Source organism: Streptomyces sp. NPDC045967 (assembly GCF_056430495.1).
On sequence record NZ_JBWKLE010000009.1, the window covers coordinates 218,865 to 241,233 of the forward strand.

At 70.1% G+C, this 22,369-nt stretch carries 24 protein-coding genes and 3 pseudogenes; 21 read left to right on the top strand and 6 right to left on the bottom strand.

Going from position 1 to position 22,369, the window contains the following annotated elements; all coding sequences use genetic code 11:
* The first annotated feature begins 128 nt into the window (after window positions 1-128).
* The 13 genes from AC07FY_RS19910 to hypE all read left to right on the top strand — a co-directional run bounded on the left by AC07FY_RS19910 (window position 129) and on the right by hypE (window position 12,302).
* Window positions 129-1,913, top strand: coding sequence for a nickel-dependent hydrogenase large subunit (locus AC07FY_RS19910; protein ID WP_479007915.1), 1,785 nt, complete (start codon window positions 129-131; stop codon window positions 1,911-1,913).
* The gene (locus AC07FY_RS19915; protein ID WP_479007917.1) at window positions 1,910-2,509 is read left to right on the top strand and encodes a hypothetical protein; all 600 of its coding nucleotides are present in this window, start codon (window positions 1,910-1,912) and stop codon (window positions 2,507-2,509) included. The genes AC07FY_RS19910 and AC07FY_RS19915 overlap by 4 nt, the downstream gene beginning before the upstream one ends.
* Window positions 2,506-3,174, top strand: coding sequence for a DUF5947 family protein (locus tag AC07FY_RS19920; RefSeq protein WP_479007919.1), 669 nt, complete (start codon window positions 2,506-2,508; stop codon window positions 3,172-3,174). The genes AC07FY_RS19915 and AC07FY_RS19920 overlap by 4 nt, the downstream gene beginning before the upstream one ends.
* The gene (locus tag AC07FY_RS19925) at window positions 3,171-3,878 is read left to right on the top strand and encodes a DUF6084 family protein (protein ID WP_479007921.1); all 708 of its coding nucleotides are present in this window, start codon (window positions 3,171-3,173) and stop codon (window positions 3,876-3,878) included. Before AC07FY_RS19920 ends, AC07FY_RS19925 begins: the two co-directional genes overlap by 4 nt.
* A complete protein-coding gene (locus tag AC07FY_RS19930) occupies window positions 3,875-5,323 on the top strand; it encodes a hypothetical protein (protein ID WP_479007923.1) in 1,449 nt (482 codons plus the stop codon). The genes AC07FY_RS19925 and AC07FY_RS19930 overlap by 4 nt, the downstream gene beginning before the upstream one ends.
* Complete coding sequence (locus tag AC07FY_RS19935; protein ID WP_479007925.1) at window positions 5,320-5,868, top strand: hydrogenase maturation protease; 549 nt, start codon at window positions 5,320-5,322, stop codon at window positions 5,866-5,868. Before AC07FY_RS19930 ends, AC07FY_RS19935 begins: the two co-directional genes overlap by 4 nt.
* Window positions 5,869-5,878: 10 nt before the next feature.
* Window positions 5,879-5,986 carry a DUF6893 family small protein gene (locus AC07FY_RS19940; RefSeq protein WP_479007927.1) on the top strand — a complete coding sequence of 36 codons (108 nt, stop codon included), beginning with the start codon at window positions 5,879-5,881 and terminating at the stop codon, window positions 5,984-5,986.
* A 135-nt stretch (window positions 5,987-6,121) separates the two neighbouring features.
* Window positions 6,122-6,517, top strand: coding sequence for a hydrogenase maturation nickel metallochaperone HypA (gene hypA, locus AC07FY_RS19945; protein WP_479007929.1), 396 nt, complete (start codon window positions 6,122-6,124; stop codon window positions 6,515-6,517).
* Between the two features lie 2 nt (window positions 6,518-6,519).
* Complete coding sequence (gene hypB / locus AC07FY_RS19950) at window positions 6,520-7,350, top strand: hydrogenase nickel incorporation protein HypB (protein WP_479007931.1); 831 nt, start codon at window positions 6,520-6,522, stop codon at window positions 7,348-7,350.
* Entirely contained in the window at window positions 7,347-9,743 is a 2,397-nt protein-coding gene (hypF, locus tag AC07FY_RS19955; RefSeq protein WP_479007933.1) for a carbamoyltransferase HypF, read from the top strand. The genes hypB and hypF overlap by 4 nt, the downstream gene beginning before the upstream one ends.
* Window positions 9,744-9,794: 51 nt before the next feature.
* Window positions 9,795-10,115 carry a HypC/HybG/HupF family hydrogenase formation chaperone gene (locus AC07FY_RS19960; RefSeq protein ID WP_479007935.1) on the top strand — a complete coding sequence of 107 codons (321 nt, stop codon included), beginning with the start codon at window positions 9,795-9,797 and terminating at the stop codon, window positions 10,113-10,115.
* Window positions 10,112-11,236: a hydrogenase formation protein HypD gene (gene hypD, locus AC07FY_RS19965; RefSeq protein WP_479007936.1), complete on the top strand. Its 1,125-nt coding sequence runs from the start codon at window positions 10,112-10,114 to the stop codon at window positions 11,234-11,236. The genes AC07FY_RS19960 and hypD overlap by 4 nt, the downstream gene beginning before the upstream one ends.
* Window positions 11,229-12,302: a hydrogenase expression/formation protein HypE gene (hypE, locus tag AC07FY_RS19970; RefSeq protein WP_479007938.1), complete on the top strand. Its 1,074-nt coding sequence runs from the start codon at window positions 11,229-11,231 to the stop codon at window positions 12,300-12,302. The genes hypD and hypE overlap by 8 nt, the downstream gene beginning before the upstream one ends.
* 51 nt (window positions 12,303-12,353) lie before the next feature.
* Here hypE and AC07FY_RS19975 read toward each other — a convergent pair whose 3' ends face one another.
* A complete protein-coding gene (locus AC07FY_RS19975) occupies window positions 12,354-12,743 on the bottom strand; it encodes a hypothetical protein (RefSeq protein ID WP_479008009.1) in 390 nt (129 codons plus the stop codon).
* A 394-nt stretch (window positions 12,744-13,137) separates the two neighbouring features.
* Here AC07FY_RS19975 and AC07FY_RS19980 point away from each other — a divergent pair.
* The 3 genes and pseudogenes from AC07FY_RS19980 to AC07FY_RS19990 all read left to right on the top strand — a co-directional run bounded on the left by AC07FY_RS19980 (window position 13,138) and on the right by AC07FY_RS19990 (window position 15,252).
* Window positions 13,138-14,121 (top strand): annotated as a pseudogene (locus tag AC07FY_RS19980) (IS481 family transposase).
* 19 nt (window positions 14,122-14,140) lie between these two features.
* Entirely contained in the window at window positions 14,141-14,725 is a 585-nt protein-coding gene (locus tag AC07FY_RS19985) for an RHS repeat-associated core domain-containing protein (RefSeq protein ID WP_479007940.1), read from the top strand.
* Window positions 14,726-14,736: 11 nt separating this feature from the next.
* Window positions 14,737-15,252 carry a hypothetical protein gene (locus AC07FY_RS19990; RefSeq protein WP_479007942.1) on the top strand — a complete coding sequence of 172 codons (516 nt, stop codon included), beginning with the start codon at window positions 14,737-14,739 and terminating at the stop codon, window positions 15,250-15,252.
* A gap of 286 nt (window positions 15,253-15,538) precedes the next feature.
* Here AC07FY_RS19990 and AC07FY_RS19995 read toward each other — a convergent pair whose 3' ends face one another.
* Complete coding sequence (locus AC07FY_RS19995; RefSeq protein ID WP_479007944.1) at window positions 15,539-15,835, bottom strand: helix-turn-helix domain-containing protein; 297 nt, start codon at window positions 15,833-15,835, stop codon at window positions 15,539-15,541.
* On the opposite strand from AC07FY_RS19995, the gene AC07FY_RS20000 reads away from it, so the two are divergent.
* Window positions 15,804-16,280: an EF-hand domain-containing protein gene (locus AC07FY_RS20000; RefSeq protein WP_479007946.1), complete on the top strand. Its 477-nt coding sequence runs from the start codon at window positions 15,804-15,806 to the stop codon at window positions 16,278-16,280. The genes AC07FY_RS19995 and AC07FY_RS20000 overlap by 32 nt on opposite strands.
* Before the next feature lie 85 nt (window positions 16,281-16,365).
* On the opposite strand, the gene AC07FY_RS20005 is transcribed toward AC07FY_RS20000, so the two are convergent.
* On the bottom strand, window positions 16,366-16,620 hold the full coding sequence (locus tag AC07FY_RS20005; protein WP_479007948.1) for a hypothetical protein: 255 nt from the start codon (window positions 16,618-16,620) through the stop codon (window positions 16,366-16,368).
* A gap of 50 nt (window positions 16,621-16,670) precedes the next feature.
* On the opposite strand from AC07FY_RS20005, the pseudogene AC07FY_RS20010 reads away from it, so the two are divergent.
* The 3 genes and pseudogenes from AC07FY_RS20010 (at window position 16,671) to AC07FY_RS20020 (ending at window position 18,312) form a co-directional block, all read left to right on the top strand.
* Window positions 16,671-17,203: pseudogene (locus tag AC07FY_RS20010) on the top strand (EF-hand domain-containing protein).
* Between the two features lie 317 nt (window positions 17,204-17,520).
* Window positions 17,521-17,721 carry a cold-shock protein gene (locus tag AC07FY_RS20015; RefSeq protein ID WP_479008011.1) on the top strand — a complete coding sequence of 67 codons (201 nt, stop codon included), beginning with the start codon at window positions 17,521-17,523 and terminating at the stop codon, window positions 17,719-17,721.
* A gap of 186 nt (window positions 17,722-17,907) precedes the next feature.
* A complete protein-coding gene (locus AC07FY_RS20020; RefSeq protein ID WP_479007950.1) occupies window positions 17,908-18,312 on the top strand; it encodes an excalibur calcium-binding domain-containing protein in 405 nt (134 codons plus the stop codon).
* A 616-nt stretch (window positions 18,313-18,928) separates the two neighbouring features.
* On the opposite strand, the gene AC07FY_RS20025 is transcribed toward AC07FY_RS20020, so the two are convergent.
* Together AC07FY_RS20025 and AC07FY_RS20030 are read right to left on the bottom strand one after the other, a co-directional pair.
* Entirely contained in the window at window positions 18,929-20,047 is a 1,119-nt protein-coding gene (locus tag AC07FY_RS20025) for a hypothetical protein (protein ID WP_479007952.1), read from the bottom strand.
* A gap of 1,257 nt (window positions 20,048-21,304) precedes the next feature.
* A pseudogene (locus AC07FY_RS20030) lies at window positions 21,305-21,493 on the bottom strand (IS5/IS1182 family transposase); the annotation flags it as partial.
* 34 nt (window positions 21,494-21,527) lie between these two features.
* On the opposite strand from AC07FY_RS20030, the gene AC07FY_RS20035 reads away from it, so the two are divergent.
* The gene (locus AC07FY_RS20035) at window positions 21,528-21,680 is read left to right on the top strand and encodes a hypothetical protein (RefSeq protein WP_479008012.1); all 153 of its coding nucleotides are present in this window, start codon (window positions 21,528-21,530) and stop codon (window positions 21,678-21,680) included.
* Here the strand turns inward: AC07FY_RS20035 and AC07FY_RS20040 are convergent.
* Window positions 21,652-21,915: a hypothetical protein gene (locus tag AC07FY_RS20040; RefSeq protein ID WP_479008020.1), complete on the bottom strand. Its 264-nt coding sequence runs from the start codon at window positions 21,913-21,915 to the stop codon at window positions 21,652-21,654. The genes AC07FY_RS20035 and AC07FY_RS20040 overlap by 29 nt on opposite strands.
* Window positions 21,916-22,369: the final 454 nt, after the last annotated feature.

Consider the following 22,369-nt stretch of genomic DNA (forward strand, 5'->3'; position numbering starts at 1 on the left):
ACGCGCGACGCGCACAGCACCACCCCGGCCGCCACCTCGGCTCCGGACTCGGCCGCCCCCGGCTGGTCATCGCGACCTGATCCGACCCCATCCGTAACGAAGTCTTGAAGAAGGGCGCTGCGCAAACGATGGCACCGACGACGAAGGCCAGCGACGACGGCAGTGGCCTGGTGGAGATGGCCTGGGATCCGATCACCCGGATCGTGGGCAGTCTCGGCATCCACACGAAGATCGACTTCAAGCAGAAGCGGGTGGCGGAGTGCTACAGCACCTCGTCGGTCTTCCGCGGCTACAGCGTCTTCATGCGGGGCAAGGACCCCCGTGACGCGCACTTCATCACCAGCCGCATCTGCGGCATCTGCGGCGACAACCACGCCACCTGCTCGGTGTACGCGCAGAACATGGCCTACGGCGTCAAGCCGCCGCACCTCGCCGAGTGGATCATCAATCTCGGCGAGTCCGCCGAGTACATGTTCGACCACAACATCTTCCAGGAGAACCTGGTCGGGGTCGACTACTGCGAGAAGATGGTCCGCGAGACCAACCCCGGGGTCCTGGAGTTGGCCGAGCGCACCGAGGCCCCGCACGCCGGCGACCACGGCTACAAGACCATCGCCGACATCATGCGCTCCCTCAACCCCATCGAGGGCGAGTTCTACCGCGAAGCGCTGCAAGTCAGCCGGTACACGCGGGAGATGTTCTGCCTGATGGAGGGCCGCCACGTGCACCCCTCCACCCTCTACCCGGGTGGCGTGGGCACCATCGCGTCCGTCCAGCTCTTCACTGACTACCTCAGCCGCCTCATGCGTTACGTCGAGTTCATGAAGCGCGTCGTCCCGCTCCACGACGACCTCTTCGACTTCTTCTACGAAGCTCTTCCCGGGTACGAGGAGGTCGGCCGCCGGCGCGTGATGCTCGGCTGCTGGGGCGCCCTCAACGACCCCGAGTACTGCGACTTCACGTACGCCAACATGACCGACTGGGGACGGAAGATGTTCGTCACCCCGGGCATCGTCGTGGACGGCAAGCTGGTCACCAACGACCTCACCGAGATCAACCTCGGCATCCGCATCCTCCTGGGCAGCTCCTACTACGAGGACTGGGCCGGGAAAGAGCAGTTCGTCACGCACGACCCGCTCGGCAACCCCGTCGACCCGCGCCACCCGTGGAACCAGCACACGATCCCGGCCCCCCAAAAGCGGGACTTCAACGGCAACTACAGCTGGGTGATGTCGCCGCGCTGGTTCGACGGCAAGGACTACCTCGCGCTCGACACCGGAGGCGGCCCCATCGCCCGCCTGTGGTCGACTGCCCTGTCCGGCCTCGTCGACGTCGGCTACGTCAAGGCCACGGGGCACAGCGTCGTCATCACCTTGCCCCGCACCATGACCAAGCCCGAGACCCGCTTCGAGTGGAAGATCCCGAAGTGGAGCAACGCGCTGGAACGCAACCGCGCCCGCACCTACTTCCAGGCCTACGCCGCGGCCATCGCGCTGCACTGCGCGGAGCAGGGCCTGGCGGAGGTACGCGCCGGACGCACCCAGACCTGGGAGAAGTTCGAGGTACCGGACGAGGGCCTGGGCGTCGGCTTCACCGAGGCGGTACGCGGTGTCCTCTCGCACCACATGGTGATCCGCGACGGCAAGATCGCCAACTACCACCCGTACCCGCCGACCCCGTGGAACGCCAGCACCCGCGACACCTATGGCACCCCTGGGCCCTACGAGGACGCCGTGCAGAACACGCCCATCTTCGAGGAGAACCCGCCCGAGAACTTCAAGGGAATCGACATCATGCGCGCCGTCCGCAGCTTCGACCCCTGCCTGCCCTGCGGCGTCCACATGTACGTGGGCGGCGGCAAGACCGTGCAGAAGATGCACATGCCCACCGGCCTGAGCGGCCTGGCCGGATGAGCGCGACCGAGGCTCCGCGGTCCCCGAACGCGGAGGAGGCCGGGCGCCGCGTCGAAGAGATCCTCGACCGACTGACCGCCGGCGGGGACCCCGCGGCGGCTGCGGCGGCCGAGGAACTGGTCCGGGTCCTGATGGACTTCTACGGCGCGGGTCTCGCCCGGGTCGTCACGCTGCTGCAAGCCCCTGCGGCGCGCACGGCGCAGGGCGGCCCGCTGAGCGGGCTGCTCGGCGACGAACTGGTCTCCAGCCTGCTGGTCCTGCACGACCTGCACCCCGAGGACACCTCGGCGCGGATCTCCCGCGCCCTGGAGAGCGTTCGGGCGGGCGGTGTGGAACTCCTCGGACTCGACGAAGCCACCGGCACCCTGCGGCTGCGCTTCACGGCCGGAGCAGGCGGCGGCTCAGGCTGCGGTTGCCCGAGCACCGGCTCGTCGGCCCGGCAGGCCGTGGAGGACGCCCTGGCCTGCTTCGTCCCGGAGGTGAGCCACGTGGAACTGGAAGAGGCCCAGTCCTCTCAAGAGCCGGCCCTGCTCCAGATCGGCACCCGTCCGCCCACCGGCACCGCGGGCCGGCCGGCGCCGGCTACGGCGCCGTGAGCGCGCCGCAGGCCCGGCCGCAGCGCCCGGCAGCCGGCACCCGGCCCCAGGGCCTGCGCCGGTTCGCGGGACCGCGTACGCCACAGCCGGAACGGTGCGAGCTGTGCGGGGTGACGGTCGCCGACGACAACCACCGCCACCTGGTGGACACCGAGAAGCGCTCCCTGGCCTGCGCCTGCACCTCGTGCTCCCTCCTCTTCGCACAGCACGGCGCCGGCGGCGGCCGCTTCCGCACGGTCCCGGACCGCTACCTGGCCGACCCGGGTCACGCCTTCGACGCCGCCGCCTGGGACCTCCTGCAGATCCCGGTCGGCGTCGCCTTCTTCTTCCGCAACGCCGCACTGGACCGGCTGGTCGCGCTCTACCCCAGCCCGGCCGGTGCCACGGAGAGCGAACTCGACCCGGCGACCTGGCAAACCGTACTCGGCACCAGCCGGCTGGCCGGCATGCTCGAACCCGATGTGGAGGCGCTGCTGCTGCGCCGCAACGAGGGCCGCACCGAGTGCTACCTGGTGCCGATCGACATCTGCTACGAGCTGGTGGGCCGAATGCGCCTGCTGTGGCAGGGGTTCGACGGCGGAACCGAGGCACGGGCCGCTCTGCAGGCGTTCTTCGCGCACGTCGGGCAGCGGGCCCGGGCGGTCACCGAGGGAAGCAGGCCATGACCGAGCTCTCCTTTGCCTGCACGGGCGTGCGCGCCGACCCGTACGCCGCCGGTCCCACCCTCGTCTTCCGGCTGCGCGTCACCGCGTCAGACGAGACCCGGGTGCACGCCCTCGCGCTCCGTTGCCAGATCCGCATCGAACCGGCCCGCCGCGGTTACGAGGAGCAGGAAGCGGGCAAGCTGGCCGACCTCTTCGGCGAGCGCTCGCGCTGGGGCACCACACTCCAGCCGGTGCAGTTCGCGCAGGTCTCTCTCATGGTTCCCAGCTTCACAGGGGAGACGCAGACCGACCTCGTCGTGCCCTGCACCTACGACCTGGACGTCGCCGCGACCCGGTACGCCGAGGCCCTCTCGGGCGGGGAGGTGCCGCTGCTCATGCTCTTCTCGGGAACGGCCTTCACCGGCGCCGGCGGGTTCCACGTCGAGCCGGTGCCCTGGGACCGCGAAGCGACCTACCGGATGCCCGTGGAGGTATGGCGGGAGATGCTCGAACAGCACTTTCCCGGCTGCGGCTGGATCCGTCTGCCCCGCGACACCATGGACGCCCTTCTCGCGTTCCGCTCGCACCGGGCGCTGCCCTCGTGGGAGGCCACCCTTCGGGCACTCCTGGACGAGGCCGCCCCGGCGGCTCCCCGGCCACCGGCCCGTAGCCTGCCCCGTTCCGGTGCCGTACTGCCAGGCGTCACCGAGAGGACGGCGACATGACCACGACGGCCGTGTTCAGCCCCGAGGTGGAGTCCCGTTTCGCCGCCGCGCGGCAGGTGGCCGACGCCGTCCTCTTCGAAGGCTACGTGCTCTATCCCTACCGGGCCTCGGCGGCCAAGAACCGCCTGCGCTGGCAGTTCGGCGTGCTCGTGCCACCCGCCTGGGGTGCCGACCGCGAGGAACACGCCTTCCAGCAGACCGAATGCCTGATGGAACCCAGAGCGGGCGCCACGCTGGCGGCCGAGGTGCGGTTCCTGCGCGCACAGCGGCGCACCGTCCAAGAGGCCCGACCGGACGGCACGTTCGAAACGGTGCCGGAACTGCACCTCGACGACCGGGTCCTGGTCCCCTGGGACGAAGGCACCGAAGAACGCGTCGAGATCGTCGCGACCGTGGCCGAGCTGACCGGAGATGGAATCGTCGTCCCCTTCACCCGGCCCGCCGGTGAGGAGACCGAACCGGTCCACGACACGGACGGCACGCTGGTGGGCCGGTTGGTCCGCCGGTACGACGAAGCCGTCGGCGTCGTACGCCTGTCCGCGGCCGAACTCGACGGCCCGTACCGGGTGATGCGGCTGACAGCCGTGGTGGAGAACACCACCACGTGGGCCCCCGTCGACGGGGGCGGCGACCGCGACGCCGCACTGCCCCACTCGCTCGTCTCCACGCACCTCATGCTCTGCCTCGACACCGGCTCGTTCGTCTCGATGACGGACCCGCCGGAGTGGGCCAAGGGGGCGGTGGCGTCCTGCCGGAACCGGAACACCTGGCCGGTGCTGGCCGGCGAATCCGGCCGCGCCGACGTGGTGCTGTCCTCCCCGATCATCCTGGAGGACCACCCCGCCATCGCCCCGGAGAGCCCGGGGGCGCTCTACGACGCGACCGAGATCGACGAGATCCTGGCCCTGCGCACCGCGGCCCTGACCGATCAGGAGAAGCGCGAGGCCCGCGGGACCGACGCGAAGGCCGCCGCCGTCATCGACCTGGCCGACTCCATGCCGCCCGAGGTCCTGGAACGACTCCACGGAGCGGTCCGGGCCCTGCGCGAAATCACCGAACCGGGCCCGTCCGGTCTCTCCGGTAACGGCCCGCCCATCCCGCCCGACCCGTTCGACGCGCCCGGTGTCTCCCGTCCCGACACGCCCTGGTGGGATCCCGCGGGCGACGCCGGTCTGGACCCGGCCACGGACCAGGTCCTGGTCGACGGCCGCCCGGTCGCCGCGGGCAGCCGCGTGCTGCTGCGTCCCGGCCTGCGCCGCACCGACGCGCAGGACCTGTTCCTGCACGGGCGCAGCGCTCGGGTCGAGGCCGTACTCCACGACGTGGACGGGGGAGTGCACCTCGCCGTGACCGTCGAAGGCGATCCCGGCGCGGACATCCGCCGTGAACAGGGACGGTTCCTGTACTTCCAACCCGACGAGGTAGCACTCCCGGAGGACGCGTGAACCCCGCCCCGCCCGGCAGCGGCCGGACCCTGGTCGCCGGAGTCGGCAACATCTTCCTCGGTGACGACGGCTTCGGCGTGGAGACGGTGCGCGCGCTGGCCGGCCACCAACTTCCCGAGCACGTCGAGGTCGTGGACATCGGAGTACGGGGCGTGCACCTCGCCTACCAGCTGCTCGACGGATACGACACGCTCATCCTCGTCGACGCCACGGCACGCGGCGGGGACCCGGGGACCGTGTACCTCATCGAAGCCGGAGCGCCGGGCGGCATCCAGCCCGAGGGGGCCGTGCTCGACGGGCACCACATGTCGCCCGACGCGGTCCTGGCCCTGCTGGACACCCTGTGTGCCGGAACCGGTGCGACGCCGCCGCGGCGCACACTGGTGGTGGGATGCGAACCCGCGTCCGTCGAGGAGGGCATCGGCCTCAGCCCCGAGGTGGCCGCCGCCGTACCCGAGGCCGTTCGATGCGTCCTGGACCTCGTACGCCAGAACACCCATGAAGCGCCCGCACACAGTGCTGCGGCCCGACCGGCCGGGACATGAGGAGCAGACCATGAAGAAGTCCATGATCGGCAGCGCCGTCGTCGCCGCCGCCCTCCTCGCCCTGGTCCGGCAGGTCCTGCCCGACATCAGGCGCTACCTGCACATCCGCAAGATGTGACGCGGCCGCTGCACCGAACGGGGGCACGCGGGGCGCGGCCTCGGCGAGCCACGGAGCCCGCCCCCGCAACCCGCCGTGTAATGGTGCCCAGCGGACCGGCCACAACCTTACCGGCCTCCGCCAGGACGGAGACCGATGCACGAGATGTCCATCGCGATGGCCGTCGTCGGCCAGGTGGAGGAGGCGGCCGCCAGAGCCGGCGGCGTCACCGCCGTCACCTCCGTGCGGCTCCAGGTGGGAGAGCTGGCCGGGGTCGTCCCGGCCGCACTGGCCTTCTGCTTCGAGCTCGCCTGCGCGGGGACCGTCCTGGAAGGCGCCGAACTGATCACCGAATCGGTGCCCGGCCGTGCCCGCTGCGCGACCTGCGTGGACGAATGGGCGGTCGGGGTGCCTCCGCAACTGTGCTGCCCGGCGTGCGGTCAGGCGACAGCGGAGCTTCTCTCCGGCCGTGAGCTGCAGATCGCCAGTGTGCGGTGGGAAGACGGTCCGGCCCGTGACCGCACCCGAGAACCCCTCTCCGAGGAGCGCTGACCATGTGCCGAGTCGTCGACCTGCAACAGGCGGTCCTCGCCAAGAACGAGGCCGCCGCCCACGCGCTGCGCGCCGCACTGGCAGCCCGGGGCACCACCGTGATCAACCTGCTGTCCAGCCCCGGGAGCGGGAAGACGGCCCTGCTGGAACGCGAACTCCTCCTCGCACGTGAGCGGGGAGTGCCGGTGGCCGCCCTGACCGCCGATCTCGCCACGGAGAACGACGCCAGGCGCCTGGCCCGCTCCGGCGTTCCGGTCAAGCAGGTCCTCACCGACGGACTGTGCCACCTCGAGGCGGACATGCTGGGCCGGCATCTCGAGGGGTGGCTGCCGCACACCACCCGGCTGGTGTTCGTGGAGAACGTCGGGAACCTGGTCTGCCCCGCCTCCTACGACCTCGGTGAGGCCTTGCGGGTCGTACTCGCCTCGGTCACCGAAGGGGAGGACAAGCCGCTGAAGTACCCCACCGCCTTCGGGCTCGCCCAGCTCGTGGTGGTCACCAAGACCGACATCGCCGATGCCGTCGGATTCGACGAGCCGGCGTTCCGCGCCCATGTCGAGCAGGTCAACCCCGGAGTGGAGGTCGTCCTGACCTCCGCCCGCCTCGGCGGAGGGGTGGGCGTGCTGCTCGACCGGGCGATGGCGGTGGCGGACGGAGAGCCGGCACACGAACCGGTCATGGGCCGGCAGAACCGCGGTCACCACCACCACGGGGACGGCTCCCCGCAGATGAACGGTGCGCACACCCATCCCCACCCCCACGTCTGTGCGGACGACCCCGGGCAGTCCGCGTACGCGGCATCCGTCGGCCCCGCCGCCCAGCCCCGGGCGTGAGCGCTCCGCACCCGGGCGCTGTCGACGTCTCCGCACCACAGCGCCGCCGGGTCATGGTCCGGGGTGTCGTACAAGGCGTGGGCTTCCGACCGTTCCTGTACAGCCTGGCCACGGCCATGGAGCTGTCCGGCCACGTGAGCAACACCGCGGAAGGCGTGGTGGCGGAGGTCGAGGGGGCACCGTCCGCCGTGGCACTGTTCTGCGACCGGATCGCCGCGGAAGCGCCCCCGCTGGCCGTGGTGGAATCCGTCGACCACCAGGACGTTCCCGCATCCGGCGGTGCGGGGTTCACCATCATCGCCTCCCGGTCCGAGGGACGGGGGCGCACGCTGGTTTCGCCGGACGTGGCCACCTGTGCCGCATGCCTCGCCGAACTGGCCGATCCGGCCGACCGGCGCCACCGCCACCCGTTCATCACCTGCACGCACTGCGGCCCGCGCTTCACCATCGTCACCGGCCTCCCGTACGACCGGTCCCACACCACCATGGCCGGCTTCCCGATGTGTCCCGACTGCGCCCGCGAGTACGCCGATCCGGCCGACCGCCGGTTCCATGCACAGCCCGTCGCCTGCCCCGACTGCGGGCCCCGCCTGCGCCTGCTGTGCACCGTCGAAGGTGGCACCCCCAGGGAAGTGCCCGCCGCGGACCCCGTCGCGCAGGCCCGCAGGCTCCTGGCGGACGGCGCCATCCTCGCCGTCAAGGGCCTCGGCGGCTACCACCTCGCATGCGACGCCTCCCATGCCGAATCCGTGGCTCTGCTGCGCCGCCGTAAGGCCCGCGGCGACAAGCCCTTCGCCGTCATGGCCCGCCACACCGCCGACATCGAGCACCTCGTGCACATCGGTCCCGCGGAGCGCGCCCTGTTGACCGGCGGGGTGCGGCCCATCGTCCTCTTGCGGCGCCGCGCGGCGCAGCTACCCCGGGTCGGGGCCAAAGGAGTGTCGGACGCGGTCGCGCCCGGCAGTCCGGACCTGGGTGTCATGCTCCCGTACACCCCCCTGCACCACCTGCTGCTCGGCTTGCCCACAGACCCCGCCGGGCCGTGCCTGCTCGTCATGACCAGCGGGAACACGGCCGGCGAACCCATCGTCACCGACGACGCCGAGGCACTGGAGCGGCTGGCTCATTTGGCCGACGCCTGGCTCACGCACGACCGCCCGATCCAGGTGCCGTGCGACGACTCCGTGGTGCGGGTGTGCGACGGAGAACGGATGGTCCTGCGCCGCTCACGCGGCTACGCCCCCCTGCCGATCACCCTGCCGGTGCCCGTCAGGCCGACCCTCGCGGTCGGGGGGGACCTGAAGAACGCGTTCGGCCTGGCCGACGGGCGCCGGGCCTGGCTGTCCGCCCACATCGGGGACATGGACGACCTCGCCACGCAGTACGCCTTCGAGCGCGCCGAGCGGCAGCTGGAGTCGATCACGGGGGTGGAGCCCCTGGTGCTGGCAGCCGACCGACACCCCGGCTACCGCTCCGGCCAGTGGGCCGAGCGGCACGCGGCCGGCCGGCCTCTCGCGCGCGTGCAGCACCACCACGCCCACGTCGCGGCGGCGATGGCCGAGCACGGGCTGGACGGCACTCACCGGGTGATCGGCGTCGCCTTCGACGGCACCGGATATGGCGAGGACGGGGCAGTGTGGGGCGGGGAGTTCCTGCTCGCGGACTACGACGGATTCACCCGGTTCGCCCACCTCGCCTACGTCCCGCTGCCGGGCGGCGACGCCGCCGTGCACCGGCCCTACCGCATGGCCCTGGCCCACCTGCGCGCGGCCGGCATCGCCTGGACGGACGATCTGCCATGCGTAGCGGTCTGCCCGCCCGACGAACGGCGGGTGCTGGAAGCCCAGATGAAGCGGAACCTGAACTGCGCACCCACCTCCAGCATGGGCCGGCTCTTCGACGCCGTGTCCTCGCTCGCGGGGGTGCGCCACCGGGCGGGATACGAGGCGCAGGCCGCCATCGAACTGGAGGCCGCGGCGCTCACCGCCGCGCGCGCCGAGTCCGCCGCGGACGGCCGTACCGGCTACGCGTTCGCCCTGCGCCCCCCTGAGCGGGCCGTCGGGGGCGCGTGGACCGCCGACCCCGCTCCCGTCCTGGCGGCGATCGTGGACGACGTACGCGCCGGTTTCCCCTCGGCGCTCGTCGCGGCACGCTTCCACCGCGCGGTCGCCGCCCTCGTCCACCGCACCTGCGTCGTGGCACGCGAGCGGCACGGGCCGGACACCGTCGCCCTGACCGGCGGCGTGTTCGCCAACGTTCTGCTCTCCTCGGCCTGCGCCGAGGCGTTGCGGAAGGACGGTTTCACGGTGCTGCGCCACCACCAGGTGCCCCCGAACGACGGGGGACTGGCGCTCGGCCAACTGGTGATCGCCGGACACAGAACCGTCGACTGACGCCCCACCCGCACGGCGGGGGCAGGGACCACCACAGCGAGGAGAACCCCCATGTGCCTGGCGGTACCCGGGAAAGTGATGGACATCGAGGTTCGTGACGGCACGCGTATGGCCACCGTCGACTTCGGCGGCGTCGTGAAGGAGGTGTGCTTGGAATACCTGCCGGACCTGCAGGTCGGCGAGTACGCCATCGTGCACGTCGGGTTCGCCCTCCAGCGCCTGGACGAGCAGTCGGCGCGTCAGACGCTCGACCTCTTCGAGACTCTCGGCATGCTCCAGGAGGAGTTCGGAGATCCGTGGGAACTGGCCGCGGAGGCGGGCGGAGCCCCGTGGCCTGATGAAAGCGAAGCACCGCAGGAGGCCCAGAAGTGAAGTACATCGACGAGTTCCAAAACCCGGACCTGGCCCGGCGCCTGCTCGACGACATCCATTCCACGGTGACCAGACCATGGGCCCTCATGGAGGTGTGCGGGGGACAGACGCATACGATCATCCGGCACGGCATCGATCAACTCCTACCCGATCTGGTGGAGTTGATCCACGGGCCGGGCTGCCCTGTGTGTGTCACTCCGCTGGAGGTCATCGACAAGGCGCTGGAGATCGCCTCCCGCCCCGAGGTGATCTTCTGTTCGTTCGGGGACATGCTCCGTGTCCCCGGCACCGGCCGCGACCTGTTCCAGGTCCGTGGTGAGGGTGGCGACGTACGGGTGGTGTACTCCCCGCTCGACGCATTGCGGGTCGCCCGGGAGAACCCGGATCGCGAGGTGGTGTTCTTCGGCATCGGCTTCGAAACCACCGCGCCGCCCAACGCCATGACGGTCCACCAGGCCCGCCGGCTGGGCATCCGGAACTTCAGCCTGCTGGTGTCCCACGTGCGGGTCCCCCCGGCGATCGAGGCGATCATGCAGTCCCCGGACTGCCGGGTCCAGGCCTTCCTCGCGGCCGGACACGTCTGCAGCGTCATGGGCGTCGGCGAGTATCCGGCGCTGGCCGACCGGTACCGCGTCCCCATCGTGGTCACCGGCTTCGAGCCGCTGGACATCCTGGAAGGCGTACGCCGGACCGTACGGCAGCTGGAGCGCGGCGAGCACACGGTCGAGAACGCCTACTCGCGTGCGGTCCGGCCCGAAGGGAACCCCTCCGCCCTGGCCATGCTGGAGGACGTGTTCGAGGTCACCGACCGGGCCTGGCGCGGCATCGGAGTGATCCCCGACAGCGGCTGGCGGCTGTCCCCCCGCTACCGGGACTACGACGCCGAGTACCGCTTCTCGGTGACCGGCATCCACACCCAGGAGCCGGCCGAGTGCCGTAGCGGCGAGGTGCTGCAAGGCCTGCTGAAGCCGAACGAGTGCGAGGCGTTCGGTACCACATGCACCCCCCGCAGCCCGCTCGGGGCCACCATGGTCTCCAGCGAGGGGGCCTGTGCCGCGTACTACCTCTACCGGCGCCTCGACACCACCACCGCGCCCCTGGAGGCGAGCCCCGTTGCCTGACATCACCGATCTCCGTGCGCCGGACCTCACCGCCTGGACCTGTCCGGCCCCGCTGCGCGACCATCCCCGCGTGGTGATGGGCCACGGGGGAGGCGGTGCACTCTCCGCGGAACTGGTGCGGCACATCTTCGCGCCTGCCTTCGGCGGAGAGGTCCTGGCTCAGCTGGGGGACTCAGCCGCCGTATCGCTCGGCGGGGCCCGACTGGCCTTCTCCACCGACTCCTTCGTCGTGCGGCCGCTGTTCTTTCCCGGCGGGAGCATCGGTGACCTCGCCGTCAACGGCACCGTCAACGACCTGGCCATGAGCGGCGCCCGGGCCGCGTACCTGTCCTGCGGCTTCATCCTGGAGGAGGGTGTCGAGGTCGCCGTGCTGGGACGCGTGGCCGAGGCCATGGGGGCGGCCGCGCGGGCAGCGGGAGTGGAAATCGCGACCGGGGACACCAAGGTCGTGGAAGCCGGTCACGGGGACGGCATCTACATCAACACCTCCGGGATCGGTCTCATCCCGGCAGGGGTGGACCTGCGGCCGCAGCGCGTCGTCCCCGGCGACGTGGTGATCGTCAGCGGCGACATCGGCGTCCACGGAGTGACGATCATGAGTGTGCGCGAAGGCCTGGAGTTCGGCGTCGAGATCGAGAGCGACTGCGCGGCTCTCGGCGGACTCGTCGAGACCATGCTGGCGGTCACGCCGGACCTGCACGTCCTACGGGATCCCACCCGCGGAGGCCTGGCCGCCGCGCTCAACGAGATCGCGGCCGCTTCGGGCACCGGTGTGGTCATCCAGGAGCGCAGCGTTCCCGTCCCGCCGACCGTGGCCAATGCCTGCGCCATTCTGGGCCTGGATCCGCTGTACGTGGCCAACGAGGGCAAGCTGGTCGCGTTCGTCCCCCGCGAGCACGCAGACGCGGTTCTGGACGCGATGCGCGCGCACCCCCTGGGCGCGGCGGCGAGGGTGATCGGTGAGGCGGTGGAGGCACATCCCGGCATGGTGGTGGCCCGCACGGGCCTCGGGGGCACACGGGTGGTCGACCTGCCGATCGGGGAGCAGCTGCCCCGGATCTGCTGACCGCCACCTGACCGCGCCGCCGCAGGGGGCGGCGGCGCGAGCCGGGCTGTTCTAACCCCGCTTGTGCTTGTCGGGCGGGTCCTGCGGGTCCACGCCCGTGAAGGCCGAGGCGTCCTTGCTGCCGCTGGGCCGTTGGGATCGGCCCTTGCGGCCCCGGTCGTGCATACCTTCCTCCTCGCCCGCCTTGGCGTGGTCCTCTCCCCGGTCGCTGAGGCTCTTGGCCGTGTCACCCGGGACCGGCGCCTTCTCCTCTCGGGAGACCTTCCGGCCCGGGCCCTTCCCGGGGGCGTACTCGTCCGTATGGAACGAACGGTGTGCGCTCGGGTTGTCCTGCTGGCGCGTCTCGTCCACATCCGGTGCCCAGCCGTGCTGGTGCTTGCCCTGGTGCCTGCTCGGCCCCTCGCCGTGTGAGGGCTGGGACGACTCCGGCTTCTTCGCCATGATCTGGCCTGCCTGTCCTGTGACGGTGATGGCCGGCGGGTACGCGCGCCATCCCACGAATAGGTTGATTCTCCCATTTATGCGGATATTAGCCACATCAGGCACGGGTCTGCCGTCGGAGCCGATGACGGACCGCGGCTGCCTCCGGGCCACCGCCTTCGCCTCTGCCGCCGCCCCCGCTTCCGCGGCGGGCGGGGGAGTCCCTTAGTGACCCGAGTCGGAGATTTGTCGTTGATTGGGCATGAGTCGTCCTGGTCCGAAGATTCCGCCGTTGTCGGTCACTGATGCCCAGCGGGCGGTGCTAGGTGTTCCGTCCAGGGAGGTTGTGGACGGGTGACGCAGGTCTCGGCTGAGGCTTCTTGAACGGGTGAGGGCCTTCCGGGTGCGGTGTGGATTGCGACGTCTACACCGACCGAAAGGCCCTCATGCCCCCCGTAATGCACCCCTGACCGAGACCGGACGTCTGCGGCTGGCCCGCTGCGTGGTCGAGGACGGCTGGACCTACCGCCGGGCAGCCGAACGCTTCCAGGTCTCGCCCACCACCGCCCAGCGGTAGGCGGACCGGTACCGCATGCTCGGCGAGGCCGGGATGGCCGACCGGTCCTCCCGCCCGCACCACAGCCCGCGCCGGACCCCCACGCGCACCGAACGCCGGATCATCAACATCCGCGTCCTGCGACGCTGGGGACCGGCCCACATCTCCGGACTCCTGCGCATACCGGCCTCGACCGTGCACCGCGTCCTGACCCGCTACCGGATCGCCCGCCTCACCCACCTGGACCGGGCCACCGGCACCGTCATACGCCGCTACGAACGCGAGAAGCCCGGCGAACTGGTCCACGTGGACATCAAGAAGCTCGGCAGCATCCCCGACGGCGGCGGCCACAAGGTCCTCGGTCGCCCGGCGGGCCGCAAGAAGAAGTCCGGCGCCGGCTACCAGTACATCCACACCGCCGTCGACGACCACTCCCGCCTCGCCTACGCGGAGATCCACGCCGACGAGAAGAAGGAGACCGCCACCGGTTTCCGGGAACGGGCGCAGGCCTACTTCACCAGCGTCGGGATCAGCGTCGAACGCGTCCTGACCGACAACGGCTCCTGCTACAAGTCCCACCTCTGGCGCAACACGCCGGCCGCGGCCGGGATCACCCACAAGCGAACCCGGCCCTACCGGCCCCAGACCAACGGCAAGGTCGAACGCCTCAACCGCACCCTCCTGGACGAGTGGGCCTACGCCCGCCCCTACCGCTCAGAGCAGGAACGACGCGACGCGTTCCCGCAGTGGCTGCACACCTACAATCACCACCGCGGACACACCGCACTCGCAGGCAAACCACCCGCCAGCCGCGTCCCCAACGTCACTGGGCAATACACCTAGCCATCACGGAGACCACCGAGTGCGACGCCAAGGACCGGGTCTCCAACAGCGCTCCGGCGAGACGCCCAGCGGTCTGACCCTGATGTGCGCCCGCCTCTACAACCCGTCCACCGGCCGCTTCCTCTCCTCGGACCCGGTCGATGGCGGCAGCGCCAACGCGTACGAGTACGCCAACGCGGCCCCGGTCAACCAGCGGGACCTGGACGGCCGGATGTCCACGTCCTGGCGCAAGAAGATCATCGAGGCCAACGCCTGCATGTCGCTCGGATGGCGCGGCCGCGCCCTCGCCTTGGCGATTTCGGGAATGCTGCTCGCGACCTTCCGGAGCGGCGCGAAGAACAACGCGATCCGGCACTTGATGTGGCAGGCGAGCCTGACCTTCTACTTCGGCGCACGAGCGGCCAAGAGGCTGGGAGACGCGCATGAGTGGGGCCAGACCGGACGCGACACCCAGATCGACCAGCACAACAACTCCGTCGCCCGCAGCTTTGCCGTGCGGAACTGGTGGGCCATGCTGAGCCGGTACACCTGGGGCGTGTTCTGGGCGACCCTCTACTTCTTCGCACGCGTCTACTACTACAACGGCGTGCTGCGGAGAAAATAGGAAGGGAACCTTTGATCACCACACAAGCCCCCCGCCGCGGACCGTTCGTGGTCCTGGCCGTCCTCGTCGGCTGCGCGACCGGGCTCGCTCTGCTGGCCGGGTCGGCGTATCTGCTCTTCTACGGGTCGGAGGGCTCGTGCCAGGAGAGCAAGGCGGTCGAGCGCATGGCCCGGGTCTCGGCCGCGGCGCCCGCCGTCCCAGCCGGCGCCACGCCCGTCACGGATCGAACCTACGTGGAGTGCATGGACGACAGCGGCGATCCCTGGGTGATGGCGAACAGCGCCTACACCCACGACATGGACGCCAAGTCTCTGGTCGCCCACTACTGGGACACTACGAGCAAGGAAGGATGGAAAGCGGTCGGCACCCGGGAACAGGCCCCGGCCCGGTTCCGGAGCGGCTTCGGCATGTGCTTCCACAAGGAGGTCGATGGCGCCCCGGCGCTGCTCCGGGTGGGGGCCGACGGGCCGACAGAGTTCGCCGTGACCACGGAGTCCGCTCTGGACGGATCCACGATCACCTGCTGAACCGCTGACAGCGCACACAGGCGCCCGGCGGGGCCGACGGCCCGCCGGGCGCCTCTCGTTCCGGCGGCCCGCCCGTCGGGAAACCACGGGCGGGTCAGGCGGGCGCCGACAGGTGCGACACGCCGGCACCGGCTCCGCCTGCGCGGGCCGCAGGCCGGTACGAAGCGGTGGGGTGTTGTGGACCGGGCGCTGAGGGCCTTGGGGCTGCGCACCCAGGCGCCGGTGCAGCGGCATCCGGAGCCACGAGTTGCCATCGTCTTCGAGGAACCGCGACGCCAGTAGCCAGCTAGGGGGTGATGGTGGTCTGGACGCCGCCGACCATTGCCGCCCGACGGTGCGAGGGTAGGCGTGAAACGGCGTGATCGACCCCGCACAGCAGGTCGGCTACGGGAATGCCGTAGTGAGCCGACAGGCGGTCGAGGTCGGCCAGGGTCCACGCAGAGCCCCTGCCGGACGCGGCCTGCTTCCTGGACACCTGCCCCTGACTCAGCCTCAACCCCGCGGCGAGGTCGGCCTGCGTCTCTCCCGTGGCGTACATCAGGGAAGCGACCGTGAGTCGCAACAGGGCTTCTGTACTGGGCATACAGGAATCTCCCATCAGGCGTGAACTGCTTGCATGTCGGCCGGTAAGCCATCAAACAGCACCTGCCCCAACCAAGGGCGCACACGCCCCGCTGAGCGCCTCACGGAGGCTCTCCCGCTCAGCGAGGAGCACAGCGCAGACTCGGCGAGCTGGGTGTGAAGAAGGCCGCCCGGGCGCGCAAGGCCTCAGCGACGGCGCTCTCTTCGACCTCGCCGACACTGATCGTGACGGCGCCCTCGACCTCCGCGAATTCACCGCCCTGCGCACAGCACTGAACAACCCGGCCCCCAACGCCGAAGCGGCGTTCACGGCCCTGGACACCAACGGCGACGGCAGCATCAGCCGCGCCGACTACATCGCATCCATCCGCGCCCACGTCACAGGCGAAAGCTCTCCCATGGGCAGCGCGCTGTACAGCAGGCCTCTCTCCGACATCCCAGCGTGATGGTTCGACGGTCACCGCATGCTCGTGTTCACCCCGGCCGGCCCAGGCGGTCGGGTGCTGCTCCAGCCCGCCGCGGGTCGCTGGTTCAGGACCGTTGGCCGGACCTGACGGGGGCCGCCGAAGAAAGTTGCCGCACGGCCTGGTCCTTGATGGGGAACCACTGGGGTGGGTCGGGCGAGCCCTGGGGGGTGCACAGGGGGCGGATGGTCTCGGCGGCGTGGAGGATGCGGTCCGCGTCGTGGTCGGTGAGGTCGCAGTGGAGGGAGAGGCGTAGTGCGGTGCGGTTGTGGGGGGTGGCGGGGGGACAGAAGACGGAGGCGAACACGTCGTGCTCTTCCATTTGATCCCGGCCCGGGATCCACGGGCCGCCGCAGAAGACAGGTGACGGACATGCGACCAGAGGCCGCTCAGCGAATCGAGCTGATCTTCACCCTCCTGGACGTCACCGGCAACGGAGTCATCGACGCGAACGACTTCGACCTCATGACGGACCTGTTCTGAAGGCGGCGGCCGCATCGGACGACGGTGCCAAGGCCGACATCTTGGCTGCGTTCCGCAGCTACTGGACGACGCTGGCCACGGAACTGGACACCAATGGCGACGGGGTGATCACTGTGGAGGAGTTCCGTCCCTTCGTGCTCGATCCCGAACGCTTCGGTCCCACGACCACCCAGTTCGCCCAGGCGCTCTCCGCACTCGGCGACCCCGACAAGGACGGCCTGATCGAGCGCCCACTGTTCGTATCGCTGCTGACGGCGCTCGGCTTCGAGGAGGCGAACTGTCACGCCGGCTTCGACGCCTTCGCCCCTGACGCCCAGGACCGCATCACCGTGGCCACGTTCGCAGCCGGCATCAAGGACTGCTACGCCCCGCAGAAGGCCGGAATCCCCGGCGACGTGATGGTCGCTGCTCCAGCCGTCTGAGACGGCGGCTCACGACAAGATCGGGTGCCGGTGGCCATGCCGACGGGCTCGCTGGTCGTGGTGGGCGCCGTGGGCGGTACGTCCGGTTCCGGCTCGACGGTCCGTGGTTGGTCCTGGCCGAGGATGCCGAGGGGGAGGACGAGTTGCCGGGCTGGTCCACGGATACGGACACCGACGAGCTGGCCGCGCTGACGGCGGGGGAGTTCGGGACGTCGATGGGCCGACTGACTGCGCCGGGAACGGCGCCGTTGGCGGTGCCGGGGGAGGCTGATCGAACGTTTCCGGTCGCGGTCGGGCGGCCTGCGGGTGACGCTATCCTGGCCGGCTCGCTTGCGGGGCGCCGCCGTGGAGGGGGCGGTGGGCGGGGTGGTTCGTCACGGGGTGCCGACCTCTTCGTGCACTTCAGGGCGATCCAGGGCAACGGCTTCAAGAGCCTGAAGGAAGGGCAGAAGGTGTCCTTCGTCGCGGTGCAGGGCCAGAAGGGCATGCAGGCGGACGAGGTCATCGCGGAAGGGTGAGCCTGCCGCACCAGCGCCGCCGCACAGCACGGCCGCGGCCCGGAGCCGACTCGGCTCCGGGCCGACGCGAAGGGTGCAGCCAGGCCGGTGCAATGATCCAGGTGGCAGAAGCCGCGGGACGACGCCAAGGCCGCCCCGCAGCCGACTGTCACAGCCACCACGACCGCGACTGCGACGGTAACGCCAATGCTCACCCCGGCCCCCGCTCCGGCAACGGCGTCGACCCCTCCCGCCGCCTCCACGCCGGCACCCGCCGTGCTGTCCCCGTCCGAAGACGCGGCGCAGACCTCGGGGCCCCGGCAGGCGCCCCCCGCCCCTGGCGGCCCGCATTCCGGTTCAGGCAGCGGCGGCCGAGCCGACACCGACGACGGCAACGCTGACGGTTCCAACAGCGCGGTCGGTCACCGCAACTGCAGTGACGTGCGAGCCGCTGATGCTGACCCGGTCCGCCGCGGGGACCCCGGATACGGGCGTCACCTCGACCGTGACGGCGACGGGGTCGCCTGCGAGGAGACACCTCCACGCCCGACACCCCCGATATGGGCCGCAGTCACCAACTGCTGGACCGGCCGGCTGCGCACCGCGATGTGAAGGCCTGGTCTGTAAGGCGATTCCGGTGCCCCGGGCCTGAGCTCGGGGAGGAGTTCCCTCGACGGCATGCCTGCCGGGATAGGGGGGACCAGATCCGCCTCCGGGCAAAACCGGATCCGTCATCGCTTGGGCACTCGGGTTGTCTTCAGCCACCTCGCCCTCGGTCTTCAGGTTGAGACAGGCCGCTGCGGGCAGTTGGGCGCACCGTCCGGCTGAGCCCGGGCCAGGTATGCCGGTCGGGGGGACAGATCACCGTCCGCCCAGGTGCCCGCGGAAGGATGCGCGGGTTCACGATGGTTCCAGGAACGCCTTGGACGCTGCGTCTTCGCTCGTCCCGAGCCATCGCAAGGCGATGTTGTTTCCGGCTGGAAGCGTCGCCGGGCTTGGGCGGGTGACAAGGGCCCTGAAGTGCTCCCCGTAGGCGGCCAGGGTTTCGCCCGAGTGGCGGCCTGCGGGATCTCCGCCAACGGCGGCCAGAAAATTCGTGTCGGAATCTGACGACCGATGCCGGATGGGTGTCGGATGCGACATTCCGGCGAGCTGCCGCCGGTCACAGGTGCCCCGTCTCACTCGACCGAGTCGATTCTCAACACCCCGAGGCGTTCGGGCTTCTGTCTCAACGAGTGTTCAGGCGGCGTACGGCGCGAGCTTCGGCCCGTTCGACGGCTGCCCGGCCGTGGGTGTGGACGAGAGTGAGGTGGAACAAGGCCGGGGCGACGGGTGCCCAATGGTGAATACGGTCAGCCCGCAGAAGGTGGCCGACCACGTCCGCAGGCCGGAAGGGGATGTAGTCCTGGCTTTGGTGCTCCCAACGGTCGATCACGCCGCGTGTGAGGCGGGATTTCAGCGCGTTGGCCGTCAGCTCCGTCAGCTCGGCGGCGAAGTGGGCGCTCCACTGCCGGCGTTCGACGTCCAGGACGAGAGCAAGCATGGAGAGGGTGTATTCGTGGGGTTCGAGAGAAAGTTCCTCGCGCATGCCGCGGCGAGTGACCTCGTGCAGGTCCGGCGCGTGTCGACCGGCCGAGTCTATGTGGCGGGAGAGACCTTCGTTGACGGACGCTCCCCACAGACTCGGCCCGGACCGCACCTGGTCAGCCCGCCGACTCACGACCAGTAGGTGGTCGGCTGTGACCACGGCGACGTTCACTCCGAAGCTGCACTGCAGGAACGCCGGCGCGCGCATCGGGTCGCCCGGGTCGAGGTAGCGGCCGCGCGGAGTGGTGCCGTCGGGGAATCTGCGGTCGAGTTGCTGCGCGGCGAGGAAGGTGAAGTAGTCAGTGGGCCGCAGGCGCAGCAGGATGTCCGGGTGCTCCTCAAGGGGGGTCCGGGAGACTTCAAGGCTTTCCACGGCATAGCGGGGGCCGTTCCAGATCCGCACCCGGCTCCCTGGCACCTGCAGGTTCTCCTGCTCGGCTTCGATCTCTGCCCTCCAGGGGGCCATGTCTTCCGGCAGGGCCACCTCCCTGTTCACGACTTGGAGGCGCACGGCGTCCGGCGCGATGGCGTGGACGCCATCTCCCTCCACGATCAGCGCGGACGTGGTCAGGGGACCCAGGGAGAACGTCGACCACATCGAGACCGGGCCGTCCTCACGGTGGGTCAGTCTCCGTACCGCGGCCGCTGATGTGCGACGGAGCTTGTACCAGCCGTCCTGCAAGGGCTGTTGGAACAGCGTGGCGAAGATGATGCCGAAGACGGCCCCCACGATCCCGTTGGTAATCTCGATGTCGCTCACGGCTCCAGGATATCGGTCAGGTGTCTGGTGCTACCCGCAGTGATCGACACACCTCCGGCTGGCGGCCCAGGACAAGGGCGTCAGCCCCCACGCGCGTTGAGATCGCGGAGGCCGACCTCCCCGCCGTTCTTGCGGCGGCCTTCGGCCGGAACCTCGACGGAACCACTGCGGACCACCACCTGCAAGTCCTCCGTCGGTCAGCCACATGTGGATGACCAACCTTGTTGAGAACGGATAATAGGAGGTTAGAGCGGGAGAAGCGCCCCATCCGCTGCGCGGAAGGCTAGCCCCACGGCCTCAACCTCGACGTTCAAACTCTGGGTGCGATGGGTGACGCCGCCGTTGGTTCGGGGACCTTTATTGAGGCCATAACAGGCGGGCAGGGTGTTGCAGCGTTGGCCGGGGCCCTCGGAGGAGTGTGGACGAGGGCGAGCTCGTCGTGGGTCCGCGTGGGGTCGGCGAAGGAGACGGCGAGGACGAGGCACACCTGCAACATGGCTCGCTCGCCGGCGGCACCGTGCTGCTCGCTTCCGCGCTGCCGGTTCGAAGGTGGCGACGGCCTTGGCGGCGTCGGCTTGAGACCAGCGGCTGTCGCCGAGGACGCGATGGTGGCGACCTTTCCAGCCCAGAGTGGGAACAACAGCCAGGGCGGTGCGGAAGTCGCCAGAACGTCGGGCCAGGACGCGGCTGGCCTCGAGGGCGAGGCGGGCGTCGGCGACCTGCCGCATGCCGGTGTGGACGGCGTCGTTCTGGCAGAGGTCCGTGGGGGCCTTGGCCCGGTAGTACAGGGCCAGCCCGGCGGTAGCAGGACGGCGGTGAGGCGGTCGGCGTTGGGCTGGCGGTGCTCGCGCTGGCGGCAGGCGATCGCGGTGAAGCGCTCGGCTACTGCGACGGAGGCAGTGGCCGGTGCCGGATCCACAGGAGTGGCGCAGGGCGAGGGCTCCAAGACAGGTCGTCGGTGTAGACACAGGTGGCCTCCATGGACCAGCCCAGAGCAGCGGTCAAGGAACAGTCCCACCCACCGGCTTCATCGAGCGCCGCTACCGCTCCTGCTCCGAGCGATGGGCACCGGCCAGTGCTGCGGTCGCGCACTGCCATCGCCATGGCGCTCCGTTCATAACCGCGCCGCGCACCACCAATCGGCGAGGGCCTGGTGGTCGATGGCATCCAGAGCCAGGTCTTTGAAACGGCCAGGAGCGGCATCCTCGTCCTTCATGCGCATCATAGAAGCAGCATGCGAGCGCGGTTACTCCACGATCATCGTGAGGACCAGAGGAAGATTCCTGCGATGTGGGGAGTCCGGAGGTAAATGGTCGCGGTCTTCTCGTAGCGAGTGGCGATGCCTCGCCACTGTTTCAAGCGGTTGAGGCAGCGTTCGACCGTGTTGCGCTGCTTGTATGCCTCGCAGTCGAACGCCGGTGGCCTGCCGACTCGGCTTCCGCTCGACCACGTGGCCACGGCCCTGCTGACCGCCGCTGTCATGGATGTCATCGGGGGCGTGGCCAACGCCGAGCTGCTGGACGAACAGGCGTCGGTCGTCGCTGGCCTTCCCGGGCTCTCGTCGAAGGCGAACACCCGGTCCGGGACTCCAGTTGGTCCTCCGGTCATTGACTTACCGAAGGAAATGGAGTGACCGTCTCGGTGCTGTTCGTGTCGGTGCAGCACGCCCTCTCGTTCACCCCACGGGCGCAGAGCCGCTCGCGCAGGTGCAAGAGAGCGGCAGTGTCCGCGACGGTTGCGAGGTCGGCGATCAGGGTGGAGATGCGGGCTTCATCCCCATCACCGACCGCATGAACGATGTGCTCGATGATGTCCCGGACCCGCGAATGGTCTTCTGACCGCGGCTGTCGCATGGTCGCGTGATTCATTCTTCTTCTCCTGCCAGGACACAGTCGGCTGCATAGTGCGGGCAGGTGCGGTGGTGCCAGGTCACCGTCAGGCAATCCCCGACCCCAGCGATGGTGCGCGCCTGGCCGTCGGCTGCTCCCTCGGCGCAGTACGGGCACAGAAGAGTCTCCGTTTCCAACCCGGCGGGACGGTTGTCACCATCTGGTGCCGGCCGGTGGCCTGATGGTCCGTCCTGTTGCGGAAGCGCGCCGAAGACAGAGGCGCCTTCGGTGCGGTGAGGGCGGTGGATCATGAGCTGATGTTCCCCGCAATCGGACGACCGGAAGCCTTCACCTGACCTCAGTTTCCGAGGCAGGCTTCGCGGGTGGAAGAGTTCCGAGCTGCCCCACGGGCGTGCGACGTCACCGACTGATCGGCTCGAGCACAGCGCTGCCTGACCGGCCACGGCCTTCGCGAAACGAACGCACGTTAAGA

What these genes read in the sequence shown, in the direction of transcription:
- AC07FY_RS19910 (WP_479007915.1), top strand. Translation starts at nt 129, where the DNA reads ATGGCACCGACGACGAAGGCCAGCGACGACGGCAGTGGCCTGGTGGAG.
- AC07FY_RS19915 (WP_479007917.1), top strand. Translation starts at nt 1,910, where the DNA reads ATGAGCGCGACCGAGGCTCCGCGGTCCCCGAACGCGGAGGAGGCCGGG.
- AC07FY_RS19925 (WP_479007921.1), top strand. Translation starts at nt 3,171, where the DNA reads ATGACCGAGCTCTCCTTTGCCTGCACGGGCGTGCGCGCCGACCCGTAC.
- AC07FY_RS19930 (WP_479007923.1), top strand. Translation starts at nt 3,875, where the DNA reads ATGACCACGACGGCCGTGTTCAGCCCCGAGGTGGAGTCCCGTTTCGCC.
- AC07FY_RS19940 (WP_479007927.1), top strand. Translation starts at nt 5,879, where the DNA reads ATGAAGAAGTCCATGATCGGCAGCGCCGTCGTCGCCGCCGCCCTCCTC.
- hypA (WP_479007929.1), top strand. Translation starts at nt 6,122, where the DNA reads ATGCACGAGATGTCCATCGCGATGGCCGTCGTCGGCCAGGTGGAGGAG.
- hypB (WP_479007931.1), top strand. Translation starts at nt 6,520, where the DNA reads ATGTGCCGAGTCGTCGACCTGCAACAGGCGGTCCTCGCCAAGAACGAG.
- AC07FY_RS19960 (WP_479007935.1), top strand. Translation starts at nt 9,795, where the DNA reads ATGTGCCTGGCGGTACCCGGGAAAGTGATGGACATCGAGGTTCGTGAC.
- AC07FY_RS19975 (WP_479008009.1), bottom strand. Translation starts at nt 12,743, where the DNA reads ATGGCGAAGAAGCCGGAGTCGTCCCAGCCCTCACACGGCGAGGGGCCG.
- AC07FY_RS19995 (WP_479007944.1), bottom strand. Translation starts at nt 15,835, where the DNA reads ATGCCCAGTACAGAAGCCCTGTTGCGACTCACGGTCGCTTCCCTGATG.
- AC07FY_RS20005 (WP_479007948.1), bottom strand. Translation starts at nt 16,620, where the DNA reads ATGGAAGAGCACGACGTGTTCGCCTCCGTCTTCTGTCCCCCCGCCACC.
- AC07FY_RS20020 (WP_479007950.1), top strand. Translation starts at nt 17,908, where the DNA reads ATGCTCACCCCGGCCCCCGCTCCGGCAACGGCGTCGACCCCTCCCGCC.
- AC07FY_RS20035 (WP_479008012.1), top strand. Translation starts at nt 21,528, where the DNA reads ATGGATGTCATCGGGGGCGTGGCCAACGCCGAGCTGCTGGACGAACAG.
- AC07FY_RS20040 (WP_479008020.1), bottom strand. Translation starts at nt 21,915, where the DNA reads ATGAATCACGCGACCATGCGACAGCCGCGGTCAGAAGACCATTCGCGG.